Source organism: Ensifer sp. 2TAB8, from assembly GCF_052115125.1.
Classification (GTDB): Bacteria; Pseudomonadota; Alphaproteobacteria; order Rhizobiales; family Rhizobiaceae; genus Ensifer.
In genome coordinates this window covers 15,227-36,034 of record NZ_JBFRGB010000003.1, presented here as the reverse complement: position 1 = coordinate 36,034, position 20,808 = coordinate 15,227, and the positions used below count along the sequence as shown (strand labels likewise).

Here is a 20,808-nt window from a genome sequence, read left to right as displayed (position 1 = left end):
GAGATCGCAAAGCCGGCGGCGCATTGGTTTTCAAGGCCGCGTGATGCATGAAAATGGCATTTTTTAGCCGTGGTGCCAACAGCTTGCAAGGATTGCTCATACAAGATTGGACGAATTGCGCACAGACGATTCAGGCCGAAACCGGCCGCTGCGCGCGCCCCCAATGGCACTTCGATACAGCTCTCTCAAATGCCCTCTTCTCAAGCTTCATCGCGGATGGCAGACGAGGCGAAACGTGAAGCGGCGAGGAAGGTTCCCTCGATTTGAAGAAAAGCCTCGATCGTCAGCCTACCTGCTCGGTGATCCACTCGCGGAAAGCCAGGCTGATGGGGTTTTCGAGCTTGCCCTCGGGTACGGCGAGATAATAGCTGTTTTCGGTCTGCATCGGCCGGTCGAGCACGATGCGCAGCGTGCCGGCGGCAATTTCCTGCTCGATCAGATAACGTGGCAGCAGCGCGAAGCCGAGCCCGGCCGTTGCCGCCTCGATCACCATGGAGAATTGGTCGAAACGATTGCCGCGATAGGCGCCGCGACCGTCCATATCGTTCGCCTCGAACCATTGCGCCCAGAGCTTAGGCCGTGTGGCGAGGTGCAGCAACGGGCCGGCGACCAGATCCTCGGGCGTCTCGATCGGGTGGTTTGCCAACAGCGAAGGGCTCGCAGCCGGCACGATGATCTCGCTGCAGAGATAGCTGCAGGTGGCACGCGCCCATACGGGCTGGCCGTAATGAATGGCGAGATCGAAGTTCTGCTCGTCGAAATCGAAGGGAGCCGAACGCGAGGCGATGTTCAGCACCGTGTCTGGATGGCGCTTGAGGAAGTCGGGAAGGCGCGGCACGAGCCAACGGCTGCCGAAGGTCGGGAGCGAAGCGATCGAGAGCGTCGAGTCCGCCCGGGCCGAGGCCATCGCCCGCACCATCAGCTCCTCGGTCTGATTGAGAAGTCGGCGAACCTCCGGCAGGAACTTCTGGCCGGCGTCTGACAGGATCACCCGCTGGCGGACGCGCTCGAACAGGAGCACGCCGAGCTGATTTTCGAGGTCTTTGATCTGACGGCTGACGGCGCTTTGCGTAAGGTTCAGCTCCGCAGCGGCCTGCGTGAAGCTGCCGTGTCGCGCCGCGCATTCGAACGCCTGCAGCGTCGTCACGTCGGGAACCAGCCTGCGGCTTAACTTCATTCCAGCCTCGCATCAACATAGTCAGAAGCAACGCGATCAATGGCCAGTTCGATCGGATATGATCCGAAATGAGAATGACCTTGTCCTTCACCCATAGCGCGAGGCGAGCCCCAGTGAAAGAGAATAGTTTCGTATCGGCCGACGACATTCGTTCGGCCTTTTCCGCAGCCATGTCGGTCATGTACCGCGAAGAGGTGCCCGCCTACGGCACGCTGATGGAACTGGTCGCCAAGGTCAACGACGACACGCTCGCCGCCGACCCGCTTCTCAAGGAGCGCCTTGACGCCACGGATTCGCTCGACCGCATCTCCGAGGAGCGCCACGGCGCGATCCGGCTCGGCACCCCGGCCGAACTCGCAATGATGCGCCGCGTCTTTGCCGTCATGGGCATGTACCCGGTCGGCTACTACGACCTGTCGACGGCAGGCGTCCCCGTTCATTCGACCGCCTTCCGCCCGGTCGGCGAAACGGCGCTGAAGCGCAACCCGTTCCGCGTCTTCACCTCGCTGCTGCGTCTCGACCTCATCGCCGATGAAGCGCTACGCGCCGAAGCCGAAGTCATTCTGGCCGCACGCCAGATCTTCACCGCCGGCGCCGTGGAGCTCACGGAAAAGGCCGAGCGCGAAGGCGGCCTCGACAAGGCCGACGCCAAGCGCTTCGTCTCAGAAGTGCTCGAAACCTTTCGTTGGCACGACAAGGCCAATGTCAGCGCCGACATGTACAAGCGCCTGCATGACGCCCATCGCCTGATCGCAGACGTCGTTTCCTTCAAGGGCCCGCACATCAACCACCTGACCCCGCGCACGCTCGACATCGACAAGGTGCAGGCGCAGATGCCGGAATATGCGATCGCGCCGAAGGCCGTCGTCGAGGGTCCGCCGACGCGCAAGTGCCCGATCCTTTTGCGCCAGACCTCGTTCAAGGCGCTCGAAGAGCCGGTTTCCTTCCAGGATGCCGACGGCACCTGGAAGGCCGGCTCGCACACGGCCCGCTTCGGCGAGATCGAGCAGCGCGGCATCGCGCTGACGCCGAAGGGTCGCGCTCTCTATGACGAACTGCTCGACGCCTCACGCAAAATCGTCCGCCCGGCGGCCGATGGCTCCAACGCTCGCGAATACGAAGCGGCACTTGCCAAGGCTTTCGGGCCCTTCCCTGACACCTGGGCAGGCATCCGCGAGGCGGGCCTCGGCTATTTCAGCTACTCGCTGACGGAGAAGGGCCGCAAGGCAGGCGTTTCCCCGGCGCGTGACATCGAAGCGCTGATCGCCGCCGGCCTCGTCCAGTTCGATGCCATCGTCTACGAAGACTTCCTGCCGGTCAGCGCCGCGGGCATCTTCCAGTCGAACCTCGGAGACGGCGCCCAGCAGGATTTCGTCGCGAGCCCGAACCAGAAGCGCTTCGAGAGCGATCTCGGCGCGACCGTGCTCAACGAGTTCGACCACTATGCCGGTATCGAGCAGGCATCGATCGAAAGCTGCATCAGGGCCTTGACCGGCGCGATCGCTGCGGAATGATACTGGTCCGATGATCGACAAACGGCACATAGACGCACTCAACAACATCCTTGGAGACAAGGGTGTCGTGACGCGTCCAGAAGACCTGGAAGCCTACGAGACCGGCGCGCGCTACGATCGCGGCCGGACCTCGCTCGTTCTGCGCCCAGCGACGACCGAGGAGGTCTCGGCGGCTGTCGCCTATTGTGTTGCGAACGGCATCGCGCTGATCCCGCAATCCGGCAATACCGGCCTTGTCTCCGGCTCGACGCCGGATCAATCGGGTGACGAAGCCATTCTCAGCCTCGACCGACTGACCAAGCGCTTCGAGCTCGACCTCGACAACCGCTCGGTTCGGCTCGACGCCGGTTTCAGGCTGTCCGATCTCAACCGGCGACTGGAAGAGCACGGCCTGTTCTTCCCGATCGATCTCGGCGCCGATCCGCGCATCGGCGGCATGATCGCCACCAACACCGGCGGATCGCGCTTCCTGAAGTACGGCGACGTGCGCCGCAACACGCTCGGCCTCAAGGTCGTGCTGGCGGATGAGGACGGCACCGTTCTCGACCTGCAATGCGACCTGCGCAAAAACAACACCGGCATCGACTGGAAACAGATCTTCTTCGGCACTTCGGGCGCCTTCGGCATCGTCACCGAATGCGTCCTGAACCTCGAACGCCTGCCGCAGCAGACGGCAACGGCACTGCTGGTTCCCGCCAGCGGCGCTGCCGTGATGCCGCTGCTGCGCGCCATGGAAGAGCGCCTCGGCGCCTATCTCTCGGCCTTCGAGGGCATGTCGAGCAATGCCGTGAAGGCCGCCTTCGCCCATGTGCCGTCGCTGAAGAACCCCTTCCAAGCTGGCCAAGTCCCTGACTATGTCATCCTCGCCGAGATCAGCCGCACCTGGGCACCACGCGAAGGCGAACAGTCGCTCGACGCCGTACTGGAATCGGCGCTGGCCGAGATCTGGGAGATGGAATCGGCCCCGCTCGCCGACGCCTTCGTCGGTCCGCCGCACGAAATCTGGGCGCTGCGCCACGCACTCTCCGAGGGCGTCAAGCATCTCGGCAAGCTGATCGCCTTCGACGTCTCCTTCCGCAGGGGTGACATCATGGCGTTCTGCGGCCATATGAAGGCCGAAATGCCGGCGAAATTCCCTGATGTGACCGTCTGCGATTTCGGCCATATCGGCGACGGTGGCGTGCACTTCAACCTCGTCGTTCCGAAGGACAGCGACCTTCTCAAGGACGAGACCTTCGAACCCCGGCTTCGCGAATGGGTTTTCGCCGTCGCCGTAGAGGAGTATCACGGCAGCTTCAGCGCGGAACATGCGATCGGCCGCCGCAACCAGGCCTATTACGACTTTTATACACCAGACAAACTCAAGGACATGGCCGCGGGCCTGAAGACGCTCACCTCGCCGGGAAAGCTCGGCAGCGTGCGCTTCGGATAGGTCAAGCCAGGAAAACGGGAGTCAGACCATGAACATCGCAACCAAGAAAGTCGACGTGACCAAGGAAGCCGCAGCGCTTCTCGAAAAGATGGGCGTCGCCAAGGAACTCTACACCGGCGGCGACATGCCGTCCTTCAGCCCGGTCACCGGCGAGAAGATCGCGGCCCTCAAGACGGTTTCGGCCGCTGAAGCCGCCGCCAAGATCGACCAGGCTCATGAAGCCTTCAAGGCCTGGCGCCTGGTTCCGGCTCCTAAGCGCGGCGAACTGATCCGCCTGCTCGGCGAAGAACTGCGCGCCTTCAAGGCCGACCTCGGCCGTCTGGTTTCGATCGAAGCCGGCAAGATCACTTCCGAAGGCCTCGGCGAAGTCCAGGAAATGATCGACATCTGCGATTTCGCCGTCGGCCTTTCCCGCCAGCTCTACGGCCTGACGATCGCCACCGAGCGTCCCGGCCACCGCATGATGGAAACCTGGCATCCGCTCGGCGTCGTCGGCGTCATCTCCGCCTTCAACTTCCCGGTCGCCGTCTGGTCGTGGAACACGGCACTGGCGCTCGTCTGCGGCAACTCCGTCGTCTGGAAGCCGTCGGAAAAGACCCCGCTTACGGCGCTTGCCTCGCAGGCGATCTTCGAGCGCGCGCTCGCCCGCTTCGGCGATGCCCCGGAAGGCCTGTCGCAGGTCCTGATCGGTGACCGCACCGTCGGTGAAGTCCTCGTCGACAACCCCAAGGTTCCGCTTGTTTCGGCCACCGGCTCGACCCGCATGGGTCGCGACGTCGGCCCGCGCCTTGCCAAGCGCTTTGCCCGTGCCATCCTCGAACTCGGCGGCAACAATGCCGGCATCGTCTGCCCGTCGGCCGATCTCGACATGGCCCTGCGCGCTATCGCCTTCGGCGCCATGGGCACCGCCGGCCAGCGTTGCACCACCATGCGCCGCCTGTTCGTGCATGAAAGCGTCTACGACCAGCTCGTTCCGCGCCTGAAGAAGGCCTACGGCTCGGTCTCGGTCGGCAACCCGCTGGAAACGACGGCCCTCGTCGGCCCGCTCGTCGATAAGGCTGCCTTCGACGGCATGCAGAAGGCAATCGCTGAAGCCAAGTCGCATGGCGGCACCGTCACCGGTGGCGAGCGCGTCGAGCTCGGCTACGACAACGGCTACTACGCCAAGCCGGCTCTCGTCGAAATGCCTGTCCAGGCCGGCCCGGTTCTCGAAGAAACCTTCGCGCCGATCCTCTACGTCATGAAGTACAGTGACTTCGACGCCGTCGTTGCCGATCACAATGCGGTCGCAGCCGGCCTGTCGTCGTCGATCTTCACCCGCGACATGCAGGAATCCGAACGCTTCCTCGCCGTCGACGGTTCGGATTGCGGTATCGCCAACGTCAACATCGGCACCTCGGGCGCCGAAATCGGTGGCGCCTTCGGTGGCGAAAAGGAAACCGGCGGCGGTCGCGAATCCGGTTCGGACTCGTGGAAGGCCTACATGCGCCGTGCCACCAACACGGTGAACTATTCGAAGGCTCTGCCGCTGGCGCAGGGCGTGTCGTTCGACATCGAATAATCGGCGCACCAGGTAGGTAGAGACCATGACCATCAACGCAACGGTCAAGGAGGCGGGCTTTGAGCCCGCCTCGCGGATCTCCTCGATCGGGGTGTCCGAAATCCTGAAGATCGGCGCCCGCGCGCAAGCCATGAAGCGCGAAGGCAAGCCGGTGATCATCCTCGGTGCGGGCGAGCCGGATTTCGACACGCCCGACTTCGTCAAGGACGCCGCCTGCGAGGCGATCAAGCGCGGTGACACAAAGTACACCGCCCTCGACGGCACGCCGGAGCTCAAGAAGGCGATCCGCGAAAAGTTCCAGCGCGAAAACGGCCTCGCCTACGAGCAGGACGAGATCACGGTTTCGACCGGCGCCAAGCAGATCCTGTTCAACGCCATGATGGCGTCGATCAACCCCGGCGACGAAGTGGTCATCCCGACGCCCTACTGGACCTCCTATTCGGATATCGTCCAGATCTGCGAAGGCAAGCCGGTCCTGATCCCTTGCGATGCATCCTCCGGCTTCCGGCTGACCGCCGACAAGCTCGAGGCGGCGATCACACCGAAGACGCGCTGGGTGCTCTTGAACTCGCCGTCGAACCCTTCGGGTGCCGCCTACAGCGCTGCCGACTACCGGCCGCTGCTTGACGTGCTCCTCAAGCATCCGCATGTGTGGCTGCTGGTCGACGACATGTACGAGCACATCGTCTATGACGGCTTCCGCTTCGTCACCCCGGCCCAGCTCGAGCCCCGCCTCAAGGATCGTACGCTGACGGTCAACGGCGTCTCCAAGGCCTATGCCATGACCGGCTGGCGCATCGGCTATGCCGGCGGCCCGCGGGATCTGATCAAGGCGATGGCCGTCGTCCAGAGCCAGGCAACCTCCTGCCCGTCCTCCGTCAGCCAGGCCGCTTCGGTCGCCGCGCTGACCGGCCCGCAGGAATTCCTGAAGGAACGGACCGCCAGCTTCCAGCGCCGCCGCGATCTCGTCGTCAATGGTCTCAACGCCATCGACGGTCTCGATTGCCGCGTCCCGGAAGGCGCTTTCTACACCTTCTCCGGTTGCGCCGGCATGCTCGGCAAGGTCACGCCTTCGGGCAAGAGGATCGAGACAGACACGGACTTCTGCGCCTACCTGCTCGACGACGCCCATGTCGCCGTCGTTCCGGGCTCGGCTTTCGGTCTCTCGCCGTTCTTCCGCATCTCCTACGCAACGTCGGAATCGGAACTGAAGGAAGCGCTCACGCGCATCGCCGACGCCTGCGCGCGGCTTTCGTAATCAAGTAGTTGTCGGGCACTCTGAACTCGGAAGTGCCCTTCACCCTAGCCCTCTCCCCGCTTGCGGGGAGAGGGGACGCCGTCGAGATCGACGCAGAGACCCCTTTTCCATCTTCAAAGAGAAGTCTTCTGACCGAGCCCTCGGACGAAACGGCGCAGCTCAGCATCCCCTCAGGTCTTGAGAGGAATTGAGGAGCGGGCCGCATGTCGTCCCTTCGCCCCGCCTGCGGGAGAAGGTCGCGGCAGCGGGACGAGGGGCAGCCCGGAACTCCGCGCTCTCAAAACGTCGGCGGTGTACAGGCGCTGATCACTTCGCAAGGCACCGGCCCCACACATCGGAAGCGATGCGGCCTACGGCTTTCGAAATAATAGGCATCCCCCGGCCCGAGAATGCGACGCTCATCGTCAACGGTCACCTCGATACGGCCCGACAACACGATGCCGCCCTCCTCGCCGTCATGCACCAGCGGTACCTTCCCTGTGTCGGCACCCGGCTGGTAACATTCCTTGAGGATCTGCAGGCTGCGGCCGAAGAGGTTTTCGCCGATCTGGCGATAGGAAATCGGCCCCTTGCCGATCTCCACCAGCTCCTCCGCCGCATAGAACGCCTTGCGCGGTCGTTCCGGCTCGAAGGAGAAGAATTCCGCAAGCCCGATCGGAATGCCGTCGAGAATACGCTTCAGCGCACCGACGGAAGGATTGGAGGCGTTCGACTCGATCAGCGAGATCGTCGAATTGGTGACGCCGGCGCGCTTGGCGAGTTCCCGTTGCGACAGATTGTGCATCAGGCGGAGATGACGAAGCCGGTTTCCGATATCGACGGTCATGTGATCCGAACCTTGGTGTTCAGGTTGTTCGAAATAGCGCAAACACGCTACAACGGTACAATAAATTTCAATGGCTTAACTGACAGCAGAAAAGGACTTGTTTGGCAAATCAAATCATGGCGTCAATCGCCGAACTCAGGAGGATGCCATGAACCAGCACACCAAACCCAACGCCCCCGTTCTCGATAGCTATTGGATGCCGTTTACCGCCAACCGGCAGTTCAAGCAGGCGCCGCGCCTGCTCGCCTCGGCCGAGGGTATGCACTACACGAGCACCGATGGCCGCACGATCCTCGACGGCACCGCCGGGCTCTGGTGCGTAAACGCCGGCCATGGCCGCCGCCAGATCGCGGCCGCCGTCGAGCGCCAGCTTTCGACGATGGATTTCGCCCCCTCCTTCCAGATGGGCCATCCGATCGCCTTCGACTTCGCCGAACGCCTCGCCGAAATCGCGCCAGGCCCGGAGGGACAGAAGCTCGACCGCGTCTTCTTCACCGGCTCCGGCTCGGAATCGGTCGACACCGCCCTGAAAATGGCTATCGCCTATCAGCGCGCGATCGGCCAGGGCACCCGCACGCGCCTCATCGGCCGCGAGCGCGGCTATCACGGCGTCGGCTTCGGCGGCATTTCGGTCGGCGGCATCCTCAACAACCGCCGCGTCTTCCCGCAGCTTCCCGGCTCCGACCATCTGCGCCACACGCACGACCCCGCCAAGAACGCCTTCGTCAAGGGCCAGCCGGAGCACGGTGCCGAGCTTGCCGACGATCTCGAGCGGCTGGTGGCGCTGCATGGCGCCGAAACCATTGCCGCCTGCATCGTCGAGCCGGTCGCCGGCTCGACCGGTGTGCTGATTCCGCCGAAGGGATATCTGGAGCGCCTGCGCGCCATCTGCGACAAGCACGGCATTCTGCTGATCTTCGATGAAGTCATCACCGGCTTCGGCCGTCTGGGCGCGGCCTTCGCCACCGACTTCTTCGGCGTTACGCCGGACCTGGTCACGACCGCCAAGGGCCTGACCAACGGTGCCATCCCGATGGGCGCGGTCTTTGCCAGCCGCAAGGTCCACGATGCTCTGATGCATGGGCCCGAAAACGCCATCGAGCTCTTCCACGGCTACACCTATTCCGGCCACCCGGCCGCCTGCGCCGCCGGTATCGCGACGCTCGACATCTACCGCGATGAGGGCCTGATGACCCGCGCCGTCGAACTGCAGGATGCCTGGCACGACGCCATGCATTCGCTGAAGGGCCTGCCCAACGTCATCGACATCCGCACGATCGGCCTGATCGCCGGCATCGAGCTGCAGTCGCGCGACGGCGCAATCGGCGCCCGCGCCTATGACGTCTTCGTCGATTGCTTCGAGAAGGGCCTGCTGATCCGCGTCACCGGCGACATCATCGCCTTCTCGCCGCCGCTGATCGCCGAAGAGAAGCATTTCGGCGAGATCGTCTCGATCCTCGGCGACGCACTGAAGCGCGCCAAGTAGGTCCAAGAGACACTGTCAAAAACGACGCCGTCGCCGAAGATCTCGGCGGCGGCGATTGCATGTCGAGCGCGGAGCCGAATCCGGCTAAGGTCCCTGCGAGGGCAACCGGCGTGCTAACGGATCAGCAGCGCCCGGAAATCATTGACGTTGGTTCCGGTTGGACCCGGCACGAAGAGATCCCCGCTCGCGTCAAAGGCCGTCCAGGCATCGTGACGGGCGAGATGCAAACGCGGATCGATACCAGCCGCCCGGATGCGGGCAATGCTCTCGCCATCGGCAAAGGCCCCCGCATTGTCTTCCGAACCATCGATGCCATCCGTATCGGCGGCAAGAGCATCGATACCCGCAACGCCATCGATGTCGAGTGCCAGCGACAACAGGAATTCGCTGTTGCGCCCGCCCTTGCCATAGTCCTTGCCGGAGATCGTCACGGTCGTCTCGCCGCCGGAAAGCAGCACCACCGGCTTGCCGAAGGGCCGGTTCTTGAGTGCCACTTCGCGCGCCAACGCCGCATGCATGCGGCCGATGTCGCGCGCCTCGCCTTCGATCGCATCCGAGAGGATGCGCGCCTCGATGCCCAGTTCCCGCGCCTTGGCCGCGGCAGCCTCCAATGAGACGCTGGCCGATGCAATGACGTGGCACTCATGCCCGGCAAATCGAGGATCGTCTGGAGCAGGTGCCGCAGCCGCCTCCGAGCGTAGATGGGCAATCACACCATCCGGCAATTCCATGCGGTAGCGATCGACAATTTCGAGCGCCTCCGCCGCCGTACTGCGATCCGGAACGGTCGGCCCGGAGGCGACGAAGGCGGGATTGTCACCCGGCACGTCGGACACCACGAGGCTGACGACGCGGGCTGGTGCAGCCGCTGCAGCGAGCCGCCCACCCTTGATCCGCGACACGTGCTTGCGAATGACGTTCATTGCCGAGATCGGCGCGCCCGAGGCAAGCAGCGCCCTGTTGACGGCGATCTCGTCGGCGAGCGTCAGGCCCTCGGGCGGTGCGGGCAGCAGGGCCGAGCCGCCACCGGAAATCAGCGCGATGATCAGATCGTCCGCCGTCAAATCGGCCACGGCCTTCAGCAAGGCATCCGATGCGGCAAGTCCCGCTTCATCCGGAACCGGATGGGCCGATTGCAGCACAGTGATTGTCTCACACTGTTCGACCGGTCCGTGCCGGGCCACGACCGTACCGCTGAAGGGATGCTTCCAGAGCTGCTCGAAGGCGACCGCCATCTGGCTTGCCGCCTTGCCGGCGCCGACAACCACGGTCCGCCCCTTCGGCGGCTCGGGCAGATGCGCCTTGATCGCCTCATAGGGATCGGCCGCCCGCACGGCAGCCGCGAAGAGCTCTGTCAGGAAGGGGTGCGCTTCGATCATCACTGCCACTCAGCCAGCAATTTCGATGTCGTAGACGAAAATGCCAGCGATGCCGCCTTCGGCTGCCGCGACGATCTTGGCGCCAGTCTTGCGATGCTCCTCGTCCTCCAGATAGGCGTCGCGCGCCGCCGCGTCGGTGAAGTCGACGATGAAGCCTTCGGCAAACCCCTTGTCCATGCCCTCCTCCGGGCTGACATTGGCGCCGATATGGGCGGCAAGGAATCCCGGCAGCCGGGACTTCAGCGCGGCAATCTCCCCGAAGATTACCGCCTTCTCCTCGCTGGAGACTTCGGGGCGGAAGCGGATGAAGACGCAATGGCGGATCATGGGGAACCTCAACGGATATCGGCGCGGGCGCGCGGGCGGCTGTCGTTACGTTCGTGGGCGAAGATCGCCGGCGGCAGCGGTTGCAGCCCGCGGATGATGTCGGCGCCCTTTTCCCCCATCATGATCGTCGGCCCATTGGTGTTGCAAGAGGGAACACGTGGCATCACCGAGCTGTCGCAGACGCGCAGGCCTTCGAGGCCGTGCACCTTGAGATCGAGGCCAACGACCGCCGCGGAATCCGTGCCCATCTTGCAGGTACCGACAGGGTGATGATCGGTCTTGGCGTTGGCGCAGCCGTATTCGAAGAACTGCTCGTCGCTCATGACCGAATTGCCTGGCAAACGTTCGGCCATCACGAAAGGCTTGAGTGCGGCCTGCTGCATGATCTCGCGGGCGATCTTCAAGCCCTCGATCGACATCGTGCGGTCGTGCGGATCGTCCCAGTAGTTCGGGTCGATCAGCGGCGCCGCCGCCGGATCGGACGAGGAAAGCCGCACGGTTCCGCGCGAGCGGGGGTGCAGATAGGCGGAATTCAGCGTCACGCCGGCATTTTTCAGCTTTTCGACACCCGCCTCGATGCCGGAGCCGAGACCGAGATGGAACTGGATATCCGGCGAGCGGGCGTTCGGATCGGCATACCAGAAGCCGCCGGTCTCAAACAGTGACGACGCCACCGGGCCCGAGCGGAAGAGCACATATTGCAGGCCGGCCCATAGCGTACGATGAAGTTTCGCCACACCGTCATAGGTGTGGTCGCCGGTGCATTCGGAAATGACGAAGAGGTCGAGATGATCCTGCAAATTGCCACCGACGCCGGGCAAGTCGTGTTTCACCGAAACGCCCACCGATTTCAGGTGATCGGCAGGGCCGATGCCGGATTGCAAAAGCAGCTTCGGCGAACCGATGGCGCCCGAGGTTACGAGCACTTCGCGATCCGCCCGGATGATCTCGCTGCCCGTGGCCGTGACGACTTCGACGCCGACGGCGCGCGTGCCCTCAAGCACGATCCGCGCCACACGCGCGCCGGTGCGAACCGTCAGATTACGGCGGTCCTTGATCGGCGAGAGATAGGCAAGCGACGCGCTCGACCGTCGGCGGTTGCGCTGGGTCAACTGGTAGAAGCCGACGCCCGCCTGCTGGCGGCCGTTGAAATCGTGGTTGTATGGAATGCCAAGCTCCTGCCCCGCGCGGATATAGGCGTCGCAGATCGGCAGCGCCGCCGTGGGCATCGAGACGCCGAGCGGCCCGCCATAGGCGTGGTAGTCATCGGCAAAGCGCTGGTTGTCTTCCGAGCGTTTGAAATAGGGAAGCACACTGCGATAGTCCCAACCGCTGCAGCCATCCTCGGAAGCCCAGAGGTCGTAGTCGGCAGCATTGCCGCGGGTATAGAGCTGCGCATTGATCGACGAGCCGCCGCCGATCACCTTGGCCTGGGTATAGCGCAGCACCCTGCCCTTCATGTGCTTCTGCGGCACCGTGTGCCAGCCCCAGCTTGCGACACCCTTGGTCATCTTGGCAAAGCCCGCCGGCATGTGAAACAGCGGGTTCCAGTCGCCGCCGCCGGCTTCCAGCAACAGGACGCGAACCGATGAATCCTCGGAGAGGCGATTGGCGAGAACGCAGCCGGCCGGGCCGGCGCCGGTGATGATGTAGTCGTAGCTCATTCCCTGTCTTTCCTCCGCCGCCGCCATTTGGAACGTTCCAAATTTTCGACGTGTTCAATTCAAACTTGCTCGTTTCGGCGCGCCGTAATTTCCTTCGCGGTATTCCTAGAGCCGGCCGATCGAAAGGCCGCCATCCGCCTGGATGACCGAGCCCGTCGCAAAACCGAATTTGCCACCGGCGAGACCGGCCACCATGTTGCCGATATCCTCAGGCTCGCCCCAGCGTCGCATCGGCACCAGCCCGCCATCGATCAAAGCATCGTATTTCGCCGAGACGCCGGCGGTCATGTCGGAACGGATGATGCCCGGCCGGATCTCGAACACCGAAATGCCGGTATTGGCGAGCCGCAGCGCGAGCCCCTGGCTGAAGGCGGCAAGGCCGGCCTTGGTCATGCAATAGTCGAGACGCTCGGGCGAGGTCATCGTCGCAGAAACCGAGGTGATGTTGATGATCGACCGCGGCGCCGCATCGGCCGGATCGGTCAGCATCGAGACGAGTACGGCCTGGGTAAAGAACACCGTGCCGCGCAGGTTGGTGGCGACGATCGTGTCGAAATTCTCCGGCAGCAGGTCGAGGAAATCGCCCCGCACCACCGAGGCGATGCCGGCGTTATTGACAAGGCAGCGGATTGGGCCGAGCTCGGCGCGGACACGCTCGACGGTCGCCGCATGGCCGCTGACATCGGCCAGATTCGCCTCGATGTAGATAACCCGTCCGTGGTCGCCGGAAAGTTCCGATAGCGTCTGGGTGGTCGTCGCATCTGCCGTCCCGAGGCCGGTGATCGCGATGTCGAAGCCTTCACGGGCGAGCGCGCGGGCAACGCCGAGGCCGATGCCGCGGCGGCCGCCGGTGACGATGGCGACGGGACGCTTCGATGGCGTCATGATCGGAACTCCCCAGTGGCGATATGATCGGCGACCCTGAGCGCCTGGGCGGCGATTGTCAGCGCCGGATTGACGGCGGCGGATGTCGGCAGGAAGCCGGCGTCGACGACGAAAAGGTTCGGGTGGTCGAAGGCGCGGCAGTAAACATCGAGCGGCGCGTCCTTCGGGTCTTTGCCCATCCGCACGGTTCCGCACTGGTGTGACGGCGTGCGCTTATCGAAGGGCTGAGAGAGCACGATCGGGTAGCCGGCAGCCTTGAAATGCGCGCGCATTTTCGCTTCGAGCCCGGATAGCGCCTCCATGTTGGAGCGCCGCCACTGCATGATGATGCCCTTGCCGTCGACCATGATGCGGCTTTCCGGGTTGGGCAGGTCCTCCGTCATCATGTACCAGTCGACCGCATGACCGGCCATGAAGTCGAAGGCTAAGCGTGGCGCCCAGACAGGAGCATTGGCCTTCAGAATGTCAGCATTGATCTTGCCGAGCAGTTGCACATTGCCGAGCGGCAGGCCGTCCCGGCCGCCGGTCAGGTAATAATCGTTCAGCATCAGCGTCTTCTGGTAGACGCTGTCATTGCGCTTGAACGGATTGATCGCCAGCATTGCACTGCAATTGTGGTTCATGAAGTTGCGACCGACCTGGTCGGAGGCGTTGGCAAGCCCCTTGCCGTCACCGGAGCGCAAAAGGATCGCGGCCGAGTTGATCGCGCCCGCCGACAGGATCACCAGCTTCGGCGACAGCTTCTTCTTCTCGCCCCTGTGGGTGTAGTGGATCGCCTCGATCCGGCCGCCGGGTCCCGCCTCCAGCGTGTCGACATGCGCCGAGGTGATGAGCTCGATATTGGGGTCCGTCAGCGCGGAAGCGAGCGATGCGGTCTCGGCATCCCTCTTGCCGTTGCCGGTATTCGGAAACCCGTCCCAGGGCGTGCGCCCGCCGGCAAGCCAGGTGTCGATGTCGACGCCGAGCGGAAGCGTTGCCGGATTGAGCCCCTGCGCCTTCAGCTCTGCACGGGCTCGCGCAATCGCCGGCTCGTCCGGCACCGGGCCGTAAGAATAGGGCGAGCTGTGGAACGGCTCGGTCGGGTCGTCGCCCAGCTCGCCGCGCACCTCGAACAGCTGCTCGGCCTTGCCGTACCATGGCTCCAGCTCTTCGTAAGGGAAAGGCCACGCCGGTGAAACGCCGCCGAGATGCTGCATCTCGGTGAAGTCCTCGGCACGGTAGCGCAGGAGCACCGCACCGAAGAGCTTGGAATTGCCGCCGACGAAATAGAAGTTTCCCGGGTTGAACTCGGTCCCGTCAGGCTCGCGCCACATCTCCCTCGGCCGGAAATGGCCCTTGACGAAGATCGAACTGTAGCTGCGCGCCTCCGGCGTATCGGGCAGGCGCTCGCCGCGCTCAAGGATGGCGATGCGGGCACCGGAGCCGGCGAGCCCCGCCGCAAGCGTGGAGCCGCCGATCCCCGACCCGATGATGACGATGTCCGGCTGCTCCTGCATGATTAGCTACGCGATCCGCTGCTGGCTCTGCGGGTCGAAGAACACCGCCTTGTCGAGGTTGAAGGCAAGCCGCGACGTCTGGCCGGCTGAGATACGGGCATCGGCCCTGAGCCGGGCAACGATTTCCTTGCCGCCGAGACGGGTGACTGCGAAGGTGTCGGAACCTGCCGGCTCCACCACCTCGATCAGGCATTCGCCCTCGGCGACCACCTTCGCATTGCGGTCGGCGCCGTCAGGATCGGTCAGCGCTTCCGGACGGATGCCGAAGATCACGTCCTTGCCGGCATAGGCCGAAAGCGCGCCATTGGCCTGCGGCACCGCAAGCTTCAGCGGTTCGGAATTGGGGCGTGCCAGCGTGACGGCAATGTCAGCGCCACTCTTTTCGATCCGTGCAGTCAGAAGGTTCATGGCCGGCGATCCCATGAAGTCGGCGACGAACATGTTGGCTGGGTTGTTGTAGATCTCGGCAGGTGTTCCGAACTGCTGCAGCACGCCATCCTTCAGGACGGCGATCTTGGTCGCCAGCGTCATCGCCTCGATCTGGTCGTGGGTGACGTAGACGATCGTCGTCTTCATGCGGTTGTGCAGCCGCTTGATCTCGGTGCGCATGTCGACGCGCAGCTTGGCATCGAGGTTGGAAAGCGGCTCGTCGAACAGGAAGACCTGCGGGTTGCGCACCAGTGCGCGGCCCATGGCGACACGCTGGCGCTGGCCGCCGGAGAGCTGGCTCGGCTTGCGGTCGAGCAGGTGGCCGATCTGCAGCATGTCCGCCACTTGCTTGATCGCCTTCTCGCGCTCTTCCTTCGGCACGCCGCGGATTTCCATGCCGAAGGCGATGTTTCCGGCAACCGTCATGTTGGGATAGAGCGCATAGGATTGGAACACCATGGCGATGTCGCGCTTCGACGGATGCAGATCGGCAACCGAGCGGCCGTTGATGGCGATCTCGCCCGAAGTGATCGGCTCAAGCCCGGCTATCGTGTTCAGAAGCGTGGACTTGCCGCAACCGGACGGGCCGACGAGAACCAGGAAGCCGCCCTTTTCGATCTCCAGGTTGATGTCCTTCAGGATCTCGAGCGAGCCATAGGATTTGCGCAGGTTGCTGATTTTCAAGAAAGACATGAGCTTATCCTTTCACGGCGCCCGACATCAGCCCGCGAACGAAGTAGCGGCCGGACACGATGTAGACGATGAGCGTTGGCAGGGCGGCGAGGATCGCGCCCGCGAAGTGAACGTTGTATTCCTTGACGCCTGTCGAGGACGAAACGAGGTTGTTGAGCGCGACCGTCATCGGCGTCGAATAGGGGCCGGAGAAGGACGCACCGAACAGGAAGTCGTTCCAGATATTGGTGAACTGCCAGATGACCGAGACGACTATGATCGGGCCGGAGGACGGCAGAAGGATGCGCCAGAAGATCTGGAAGAAGCTGGCGCCGTCGATCTGCGCCGCACGCACCAATTCGGTCGGGAAAGCCTCGTAGTAGTTGCGGAAATAGAGCGTCGTAAAGCCAAGGCCGTAGATCACATGGACAAAGATCAGGCCCCAGATTGAACCGGCAAGCCCCAGGATGCCGAGGATGCGCGCCATCGGGATCAGCACGATCTGGAACGGGATGAAGCAGGACAAAAGCAGCATGGCGAAGAAGATGTTGGCACCGGGAAAGCGCCACTTCGTCAGCACGTAGCCGTTCAGCGCACCGATGATCGTCGAGATCGCCACGGCGGGCACGACCATCAGGATCGAGTTGATGAAGAAGGGTTTCAGGCCCGTCGGCTGCACGCCGATCTGTGCCGTCGACCAGGCCTGAAGCCACGGTTCGAGCGTAAAGGTCTGCGGCAGGTTGAGCATGCCCCCCTGGCGGATCTCGTCGAGCGGCTTCACCGAGTTCACCAGCATCACGTAGAGCGGCAGCAGCGAATAGAGCGCAAAGAGGATCAGCGCGGTATAGATCAACGCGCGGGTGAGGCGGTTGTGCGAGATGATGTTGTCTGGGCTCGGAGCGCTCATCAGCGTTTTGCTCCCCGGATTTCGGAATAGAGATAGGGAACGATGATCGAGAAGATCATCACCAGCATGATGATCGCCGAGGACGCGCCGATGCCCATCTGGTTGCGGGTGAAGGTGTAGGAATACATGAAGGTCGCTGGCAGCTCGGTCGCCTGCCCCGGTCCGCCCCCCGTCAGCGCGATGATCAGGTCGTAGGCCTTGATCGCCAGATGCGCGAGCACCACGAAGGCCGATAGGAACACCGGTCGCATCAAGGGAATGATGATCCGGCGATAAATCGTCGAGGTCTTGGCGCCGTCGATCTGGGCTGCCTTGATGATCTCGTTGTCGACACCGCGAAGGCCGGCCAGGAACATCGCCATGATGAAGCCGGTCGATTGCCAGACGGCGGCGATGACGACGCAATAGATCGCGTAGTTGCGGTCCTTGATCCAGTTGAACGAGAAGCTCTCCCAGCCCCAGAGGTGCATGGTGTTCTCAAGCCCGATGCCGGGATCGAGGAACCATTTCCAGGCCGTACCCGTAACGATGAAGGAAAGCGCCATCGGATAGAGATAGATCGGCCGCAGGAAACCTTCCGCGCGGATCTTCTGGTCGAGCAGGATTGCCAGCCCAAGGCCGAGCACGGAGCAGATGGCGATATAGAGCGCGGCGAAGATCGCCAGGTTGCTCACCGCCCGCCACCAGTGCGGCAGCGCCCACAGCTTCGAATAATTGCTTAACCCGACGAAATTGTAGGACGGCAGCATCTTGCTGTCCGTCATCGACAGAAAGCCGGTATAGGCAATAAAGCCATAGACAAAGATCAGGACGATGAGGAAGCTCGGGGCAAGCACCAGCTTCGGTATCAGGTCCTGCAGGCGACTGCGGCTATCCATGAACGTTCACCACTTCTGGCGCGGCCGTCGGGAAATCCCTGATATCGGCATTCGCGCGAGGTTCTGGGTATCAAAGCGCCCTTCCCCGCGTCCCATTGGCCACGGTGGTTCGACGGCGCTTGCATGTCGGAATGGGTGTCCGGGGCGCCTGGCAGCGCCACGCGTCTCTCAAGACGCGCTAAGGTCGCTGCAACACTTAAGTTGCTGCATAATTTTGTCCTCAAATCCAATGCGGATTTAAGGAATTATGCAGTACGCGCCCCGGAACGGGCCCGTTACTTCGCGGCCTCGACGGCCGAGACCAGTTCCTTGACGGCCTCTTCGGACGTCAGTTCGCCGTTGAACTCACGCGTCACGACGTCGTAGATCGCGTTCTTGACGGCAGCCGGGTTTGCATGGCCATGGGCCATGGAGCCGAAGAGTTTGCCGTTGCTGTTGGCTTCGGCCAAGTCCTTGATGCCCTTCTTGCCGCAAGCGTCGAAGGCCGTGTCAGGAACGTCGGTGCGGGCCGGGACCGAGCCCTTGACGACGTTGAATGCCGACTGGAACGTCGGGCTTTCGATCGCCGAAGCCATGGCGAGCTGGGCCGGAACCTTGTCGTCGGCGACCTTGAACATCGCAAACTGGTCGGAGTTGAAGGTGACGGACCCTTGCGTGCCCGGGAAGCGCATGCAGACGAAGTCGGTGCCCGGCACCTTCTTGGCCTTCAGGAATTCGCCCTTCGCCCAGTCGCCCATGAACTGCAGGCCGGCCTTGTTCTCGATGACCATGGCGGAAGCGAGGTTCCAGTCACGACCGGAGAAGTTGTCGTCGACATAGGAGCGCAGCTTCGTCATGCGATCGAAGGCTTCCTTCATCTTGTCGCCACCGAGCGCTGCCGGGTCGAGGTCGATGAATGCCTGCTTGTAGAAGTCCGTGCCGAGCGAAAGCACCACAGCGTCGAAGATCGTCGCATCCTGCCACGGCTGGCCGCCATGGGCGATCGGGGTGATCCCTTGAGCCTTGAAGTTATCGAGCAGGGCAACCAGTTCGTCCCAGTTGGTCGGCTCCTTGCCGCCAGCCTTGTCGAGCGCTGCCTTGTTGATCCAGACCCAGTTGGTCGAGTGCACGTTGACCGGCGCTGCGATCCAGTGGCCGTCATACTTCGAGAACTGCTGCAGGGCCGTCGGGATCACCTTGTCCCAGCCCTCCTTGGAAGCGGTCTCGTCGAGGTTGCCGAGTGCGCCTTCCTTGGCCCAGTCGAGAATGTCGAAGCCGAGCATCTGCACGGCGGTCGGAGCGTTACCCGCGGTGACGCGAGCGCGAAGCACGGTCATGGCTTCCGTACCGCCACCGCCGGCGACCGGCATGTCGGTCCAGGTGATGCCCTTGCTTTCCAGGTCCTTCTTCAGAACGTCGAGCGCGGCTGCTTCGCCACCGGACGTCCACCAGTGCAGAACTTCCACGTTTTCGGCTGCGCGCGCGGCGGTGGCCGCCATCATCAGCGCCACAACGGCCGTCGTCGTCATCAACTTGCGCATCGTTATCCTCCCGTTTGCAAGTTTTCGAAGTGGAACCTCCTTCCACCCCGGAATTCGCGCCGCTCTAGCCAGCGGCTGGCCATTTAAAACGTTATAAATTCAGCAAGTCAAGCATTCCGCCATTTTGTATTTTAGCACCTTCGGAACCGTTTGAATTTACTGAATTATATAGCACACGTTAGCTTTTGCAGTGCAGCAAATCATGCCGCAATGCGAGATTTAAAACGTTTTCATGATTCGATTGCCTAAGCGTTCGCACCACGTTACAAAACCCGCTCTCACCCGCTCTCAGGATGACTAGCATTGGCCGATCCCTCCAAGCCCGCCCACCACGAAGACGGTGGCTCCACCGCCAAGCGCGGCAAGCCGACCCTTCGCACGATCGCGGAAATCACCGGCCTTGCGGTCACCACCGTTTCGCGCGCGCTCTCCGAAGCGCCGCAGATCTCCATCGAAACCCGCAAGCGGGTGCGTGAGGTCGCCGACGAGATCGGCTATTCGCCCGACCGAGCCGCCCAGCGCCTGAAGACCGGCCGCACCAATGTCATCGGTGTGTTGCTCGATCCGCACGAAGAAATCCTCGGCTACGGCACGTCGATCATGAGCGGCATCGCCAAAGCGCTGCAGGGCACCGCCTACCACCTGATCGTCATGCCGAACTTCCTGAACTCGACCAATGTCGAAGCGGTCAATTACATCACCCGCAACGCGATGGCCGATGGGCTGATCTTCTCGCGCACGGAACCGCTCGACCCCCGCGTCCGGCTGCTGTCCGATCTCGGCTTTCCCTTCGTCACGCATGGGCGCACGGAGCTTTCCACCCCACATCCCTATGTCGACTACGACAACTTCACCTTCTCCTACCAGGCGACGAAGCGCCTGATCGCCAAGGGCAGGCGCAAGCCCGCGCTGATCAGCGGCCCCACCGATTTCACCTTTGCCGGCCATCTGCAGCACGGCTTCATGACCGCCGTGCGCGAGGCCGGCTGCGCCTACGAGATCCTCACCGGCATCGACCTCGACAGCCCCGCCGGCGCTATCCGCGACCGTATCCGCCAGCGCTATGCCGAGCCCGATCCGCCTGACAGTTTCATGTGCGGCGGCGAAGTCTGCGCGCTGGCGACCATCACCGGCATGAGTGACTGCGGGCTGACACTCGGACGTGAGTACGACATCATCGCCAAACAGACCTCGCATCTGTTGAGCGCCATTCAGCCGCAGGTCGAGACGATCTACGAAGACCTGACGGTGACCGGCGAAGACATGGGCCGGGTGCTCCTGCAGAAGATCGGCGGCGAGAGCGACGTCAGCAAGCTGCAACTGCTTCTCTGTCCGCAAATCCCATCGAGCTTCGGCACGGCCGGCTGAGCGGGCGAACACGGCACGCAAGGCGGCGT

17 protein-coding genes are annotated in these 20,808 nt (G+C 63.1%); 6 read left to right on the top strand and 11 right to left on the bottom strand.

All coding sequences use genetic code 11. The annotated features are described in order from the left end of the window. Positions 1 to 283: 283 nt before the first annotated feature. Entirely contained in the window at positions 284 to 1,177 is an 894-nt protein-coding gene (locus tag AB4Z53_RS08205) for a LysR family transcriptional regulator (protein WP_113535402.1), read from the bottom strand. A gap of 113 nt (positions 1,178 to 1,290) precedes the next feature. Here AB4Z53_RS08205 and hglS point away from each other — a divergent pair, with 113 nt between their 5' ends. From hglS to AB4Z53_RS08185, 4 genes are read left to right on the top strand one after another with little or no spacing between them, the layout of a single operon-like run. Beyond that, positions 1,291 to 2,691, top strand: a complete 1,401-nt coding sequence (gene hglS, locus AB4Z53_RS08200; protein ID WP_441595527.1) for a 2-oxoadipate dioxygenase/decarboxylase HglS — start codon at positions 1,291 to 1,293, stop codon at positions 2,689 to 2,691. Positions 2,692 to 2,701: 10 nt separating this feature from the next. After that, positions 2,702 to 4,123, top strand: a complete 1,422-nt coding sequence (locus AB4Z53_RS08195; protein ID WP_441595526.1) for an FAD-binding oxidoreductase — start codon at positions 2,702 to 2,704, stop codon at positions 4,121 to 4,123. Positions 4,124 to 4,151: 28 nt separating this feature from the next. After that, positions 4,152 to 5,684: an L-piperidine-6-carboxylate dehydrogenase gene (amaB, locus tag AB4Z53_RS08190; RefSeq protein WP_113535405.1), complete on the top strand. Its 1,533-nt coding sequence runs from the start codon at positions 4,152 to 4,154 to the stop codon at positions 5,682 to 5,684. Positions 5,685 to 5,709: 25 nt separating this feature from the next. Further along, positions 5,710 to 6,942 carry a pyridoxal phosphate-dependent aminotransferase gene (locus tag AB4Z53_RS08185; RefSeq protein WP_113535406.1) on the top strand — a complete coding sequence of 411 codons (1,233 nt, stop codon included), beginning with the start codon at positions 5,710 to 5,712 and terminating at the stop codon, positions 6,940 to 6,942. Positions 6,943 to 7,219: 277 nt separating this feature from the next. Here the strand turns inward: AB4Z53_RS08185 and AB4Z53_RS08180 are convergent, their stop codons facing one another. Then, complete coding sequence (locus AB4Z53_RS08180; RefSeq protein ID WP_053251695.1) at positions 7,220 to 7,768, bottom strand: cupin domain-containing protein; 549 nt, start codon at positions 7,766 to 7,768, stop codon at positions 7,220 to 7,222. 148 nt (positions 7,769 to 7,916) lie between these two features. Here AB4Z53_RS08180 and AB4Z53_RS08175 point away from each other — a divergent pair, with 148 nt between their 5' ends. After that, positions 7,917 to 9,254: an aspartate aminotransferase family protein gene (locus AB4Z53_RS08175; RefSeq protein WP_441595525.1), complete on the top strand. Its 1,338-nt coding sequence runs from the start codon at positions 7,917 to 7,919 to the stop codon at positions 9,252 to 9,254. A gap of 113 nt (positions 9,255 to 9,367) precedes the next feature. Here AB4Z53_RS08175 and AB4Z53_RS08170 read toward each other — a convergent pair whose 3' ends face one another. The 9 genes from AB4Z53_RS08170 to AB4Z53_RS08130 form a co-directional block, all read right to left on the bottom strand. Next, positions 9,368 to 10,633, bottom strand: coding sequence for a glycerate kinase type-2 family protein (locus AB4Z53_RS08170; RefSeq protein WP_441595524.1), 1,266 nt, complete (start codon positions 10,631 to 10,633; stop codon positions 9,368 to 9,370). 9 nt (positions 10,634 to 10,642) lie between these two features. Further along, positions 10,643 to 10,960 (bottom strand): Dabb family protein, encoded by a 318-nt coding sequence (locus AB4Z53_RS08165; protein WP_441595523.1) that lies wholly within the window; start codon positions 10,958 to 10,960, stop codon positions 10,643 to 10,645. Positions 10,961 to 10,968: 8 nt separating this feature from the next. Beyond that, positions 10,969 to 12,624 carry a GMC family oxidoreductase gene (locus tag AB4Z53_RS08160; protein ID WP_441595522.1) on the bottom strand — a complete coding sequence of 552 codons (1,656 nt, stop codon included), beginning with the start codon at positions 12,622 to 12,624 and terminating at the stop codon, positions 10,969 to 10,971. Between the two features lie 105 nt (positions 12,625 to 12,729). Further along, positions 12,730 to 13,509 carry a 3-ketoacyl-ACP reductase gene (locus tag AB4Z53_RS08155; protein WP_441595521.1) on the bottom strand — a complete coding sequence of 260 codons (780 nt, stop codon included), beginning with the start codon at positions 13,507 to 13,509 and terminating at the stop codon, positions 12,730 to 12,732. Beyond that, positions 13,506 to 15,005: a GMC oxidoreductase gene (locus AB4Z53_RS08150; protein ID WP_441595520.1), complete on the bottom strand. Its 1,500-nt coding sequence runs from the start codon at positions 15,003 to 15,005 to the stop codon at positions 13,506 to 13,508. Before AB4Z53_RS08150 ends, AB4Z53_RS08155 begins: the two co-directional genes overlap by 4 nt. 6 nt (positions 15,006 to 15,011) lie before the next feature. Next, the gene (locus AB4Z53_RS08145; RefSeq protein ID WP_441595519.1) at positions 15,012 to 16,127 is read right to left on the bottom strand and encodes an ABC transporter ATP-binding protein; all 1,116 of its coding nucleotides are present in this window, start codon (positions 16,125 to 16,127) and stop codon (positions 15,012 to 15,014) included. Positions 16,128 to 16,131: 4 nt separating this feature from the next. Continuing rightward, the gene (locus AB4Z53_RS08140) at positions 16,132 to 17,013 is read right to left on the bottom strand and encodes a carbohydrate ABC transporter permease (RefSeq protein WP_043625398.1); all 882 of its coding nucleotides are present in this window, start codon (positions 17,011 to 17,013) and stop codon (positions 16,132 to 16,134) included. Continuing rightward, positions 17,013 to 17,891 carry a carbohydrate ABC transporter permease gene (locus AB4Z53_RS08135; RefSeq protein WP_441595518.1) on the bottom strand — a complete coding sequence of 293 codons (879 nt, stop codon included), beginning with the start codon at positions 17,889 to 17,891 and terminating at the stop codon, positions 17,013 to 17,015. Before AB4Z53_RS08135 ends, AB4Z53_RS08140 begins: the two co-directional genes overlap by 1 nt. Positions 17,892 to 18,166: 275 nt before the next feature. Then, positions 18,167 to 19,399: an ABC transporter substrate-binding protein gene (locus AB4Z53_RS08130; protein WP_419195831.1), complete on the bottom strand. Its 1,233-nt coding sequence runs from the start codon at positions 19,397 to 19,399 to the stop codon at positions 18,167 to 18,169. A 315-nt stretch (positions 19,400 to 19,714) separates the two neighbouring features. On the opposite strand from AB4Z53_RS08130, the gene AB4Z53_RS08125 reads away from it, so the two are divergent. Continuing rightward, positions 19,715 to 20,779 (top strand): LacI family transcriptional regulator, encoded by a 1,065-nt coding sequence (locus AB4Z53_RS08125; RefSeq protein WP_113535415.1) that lies wholly within the window; start codon positions 19,715 to 19,717, stop codon positions 20,777 to 20,779. Positions 20,780 to 20,808: the final 29 nt, after the last annotated feature.

Coding starts and splice junctions, on each gene's coding strand:
- AB4Z53_RS08185 (WP_113535406.1), top strand. CDS start 5,710: ATGACCATCAACGCAACGGTCAAGGAGGCGGGCTTTGAGCCCGCCTCG.
- AB4Z53_RS08130 (WP_419195831.1), bottom strand. CDS start 19,399: ATGACGACGACGGCCGTTGTGGCGCTGATGATGGCGGCCACCGCCGCG.
- AB4Z53_RS08195 (WP_441595526.1), top strand. CDS start 2,702: ATGATCGACAAACGGCACATAGACGCACTCAACAACATCCTTGGAGAC.
- AB4Z53_RS08165 (WP_441595523.1), bottom strand. CDS start 10,960: ATGATCCGCCATTGCGTCTTCATCCGCTTCCGCCCCGAAGTCTCCAGC.
- AB4Z53_RS08205 (WP_113535402.1), bottom strand. CDS start 1,177: ATGAAGTTAAGCCGCAGGCTGGTTCCCGACGTGACGACGCTGCAGGCG.
- AB4Z53_RS08155 (WP_441595521.1), bottom strand. CDS start 13,509: ATGACGCCATCGAAGCGTCCCGTCGCCATCGTCACCGGCGGCCGCCGC.
- AB4Z53_RS08135 (WP_441595518.1), bottom strand. CDS start 17,891: ATGGATAGCCGCAGTCGCCTGCAGGACCTGATACCGAAGCTGGTGCTT.
- AB4Z53_RS08170 (WP_441595524.1), bottom strand. CDS start 10,633: ATGATCGAAGCGCACCCCTTCCTGACAGAGCTCTTCGCGGCTGCCGTG.
- AB4Z53_RS08150 (WP_441595520.1), bottom strand. CDS start 15,005: ATGCAGGAGCAGCCGGACATCGTCATCATCGGGTCGGGGATCGGCGGC.
- AB4Z53_RS08145 (WP_441595519.1), bottom strand. CDS start 16,127: ATGTCTTTCTTGAAAATCAGCAACCTGCGCAAATCCTATGGCTCGCTC.
- AB4Z53_RS08160 (WP_441595522.1), bottom strand. CDS start 12,624: ATGAGCTACGACTACATCATCACCGGCGCCGGCCCGGCCGGCTGCGTT.
- amaB (WP_113535405.1), top strand. CDS start 4,152: ATGAACATCGCAACCAAGAAAGTCGACGTGACCAAGGAAGCCGCAGCG.
- AB4Z53_RS08140 (WP_043625398.1), bottom strand. CDS start 17,013: ATGAGCGCTCCGAGCCCAGACAACATCATCTCGCACAACCGCCTCACC.
- AB4Z53_RS08180 (WP_053251695.1), bottom strand. CDS start 7,768: ATGACCGTCGATATCGGAAACCGGCTTCGTCATCTCCGCCTGATGCAC.
- AB4Z53_RS08175 (WP_441595525.1), top strand. CDS start 7,917: ATGAACCAGCACACCAAACCCAACGCCCCCGTTCTCGATAGCTATTGG.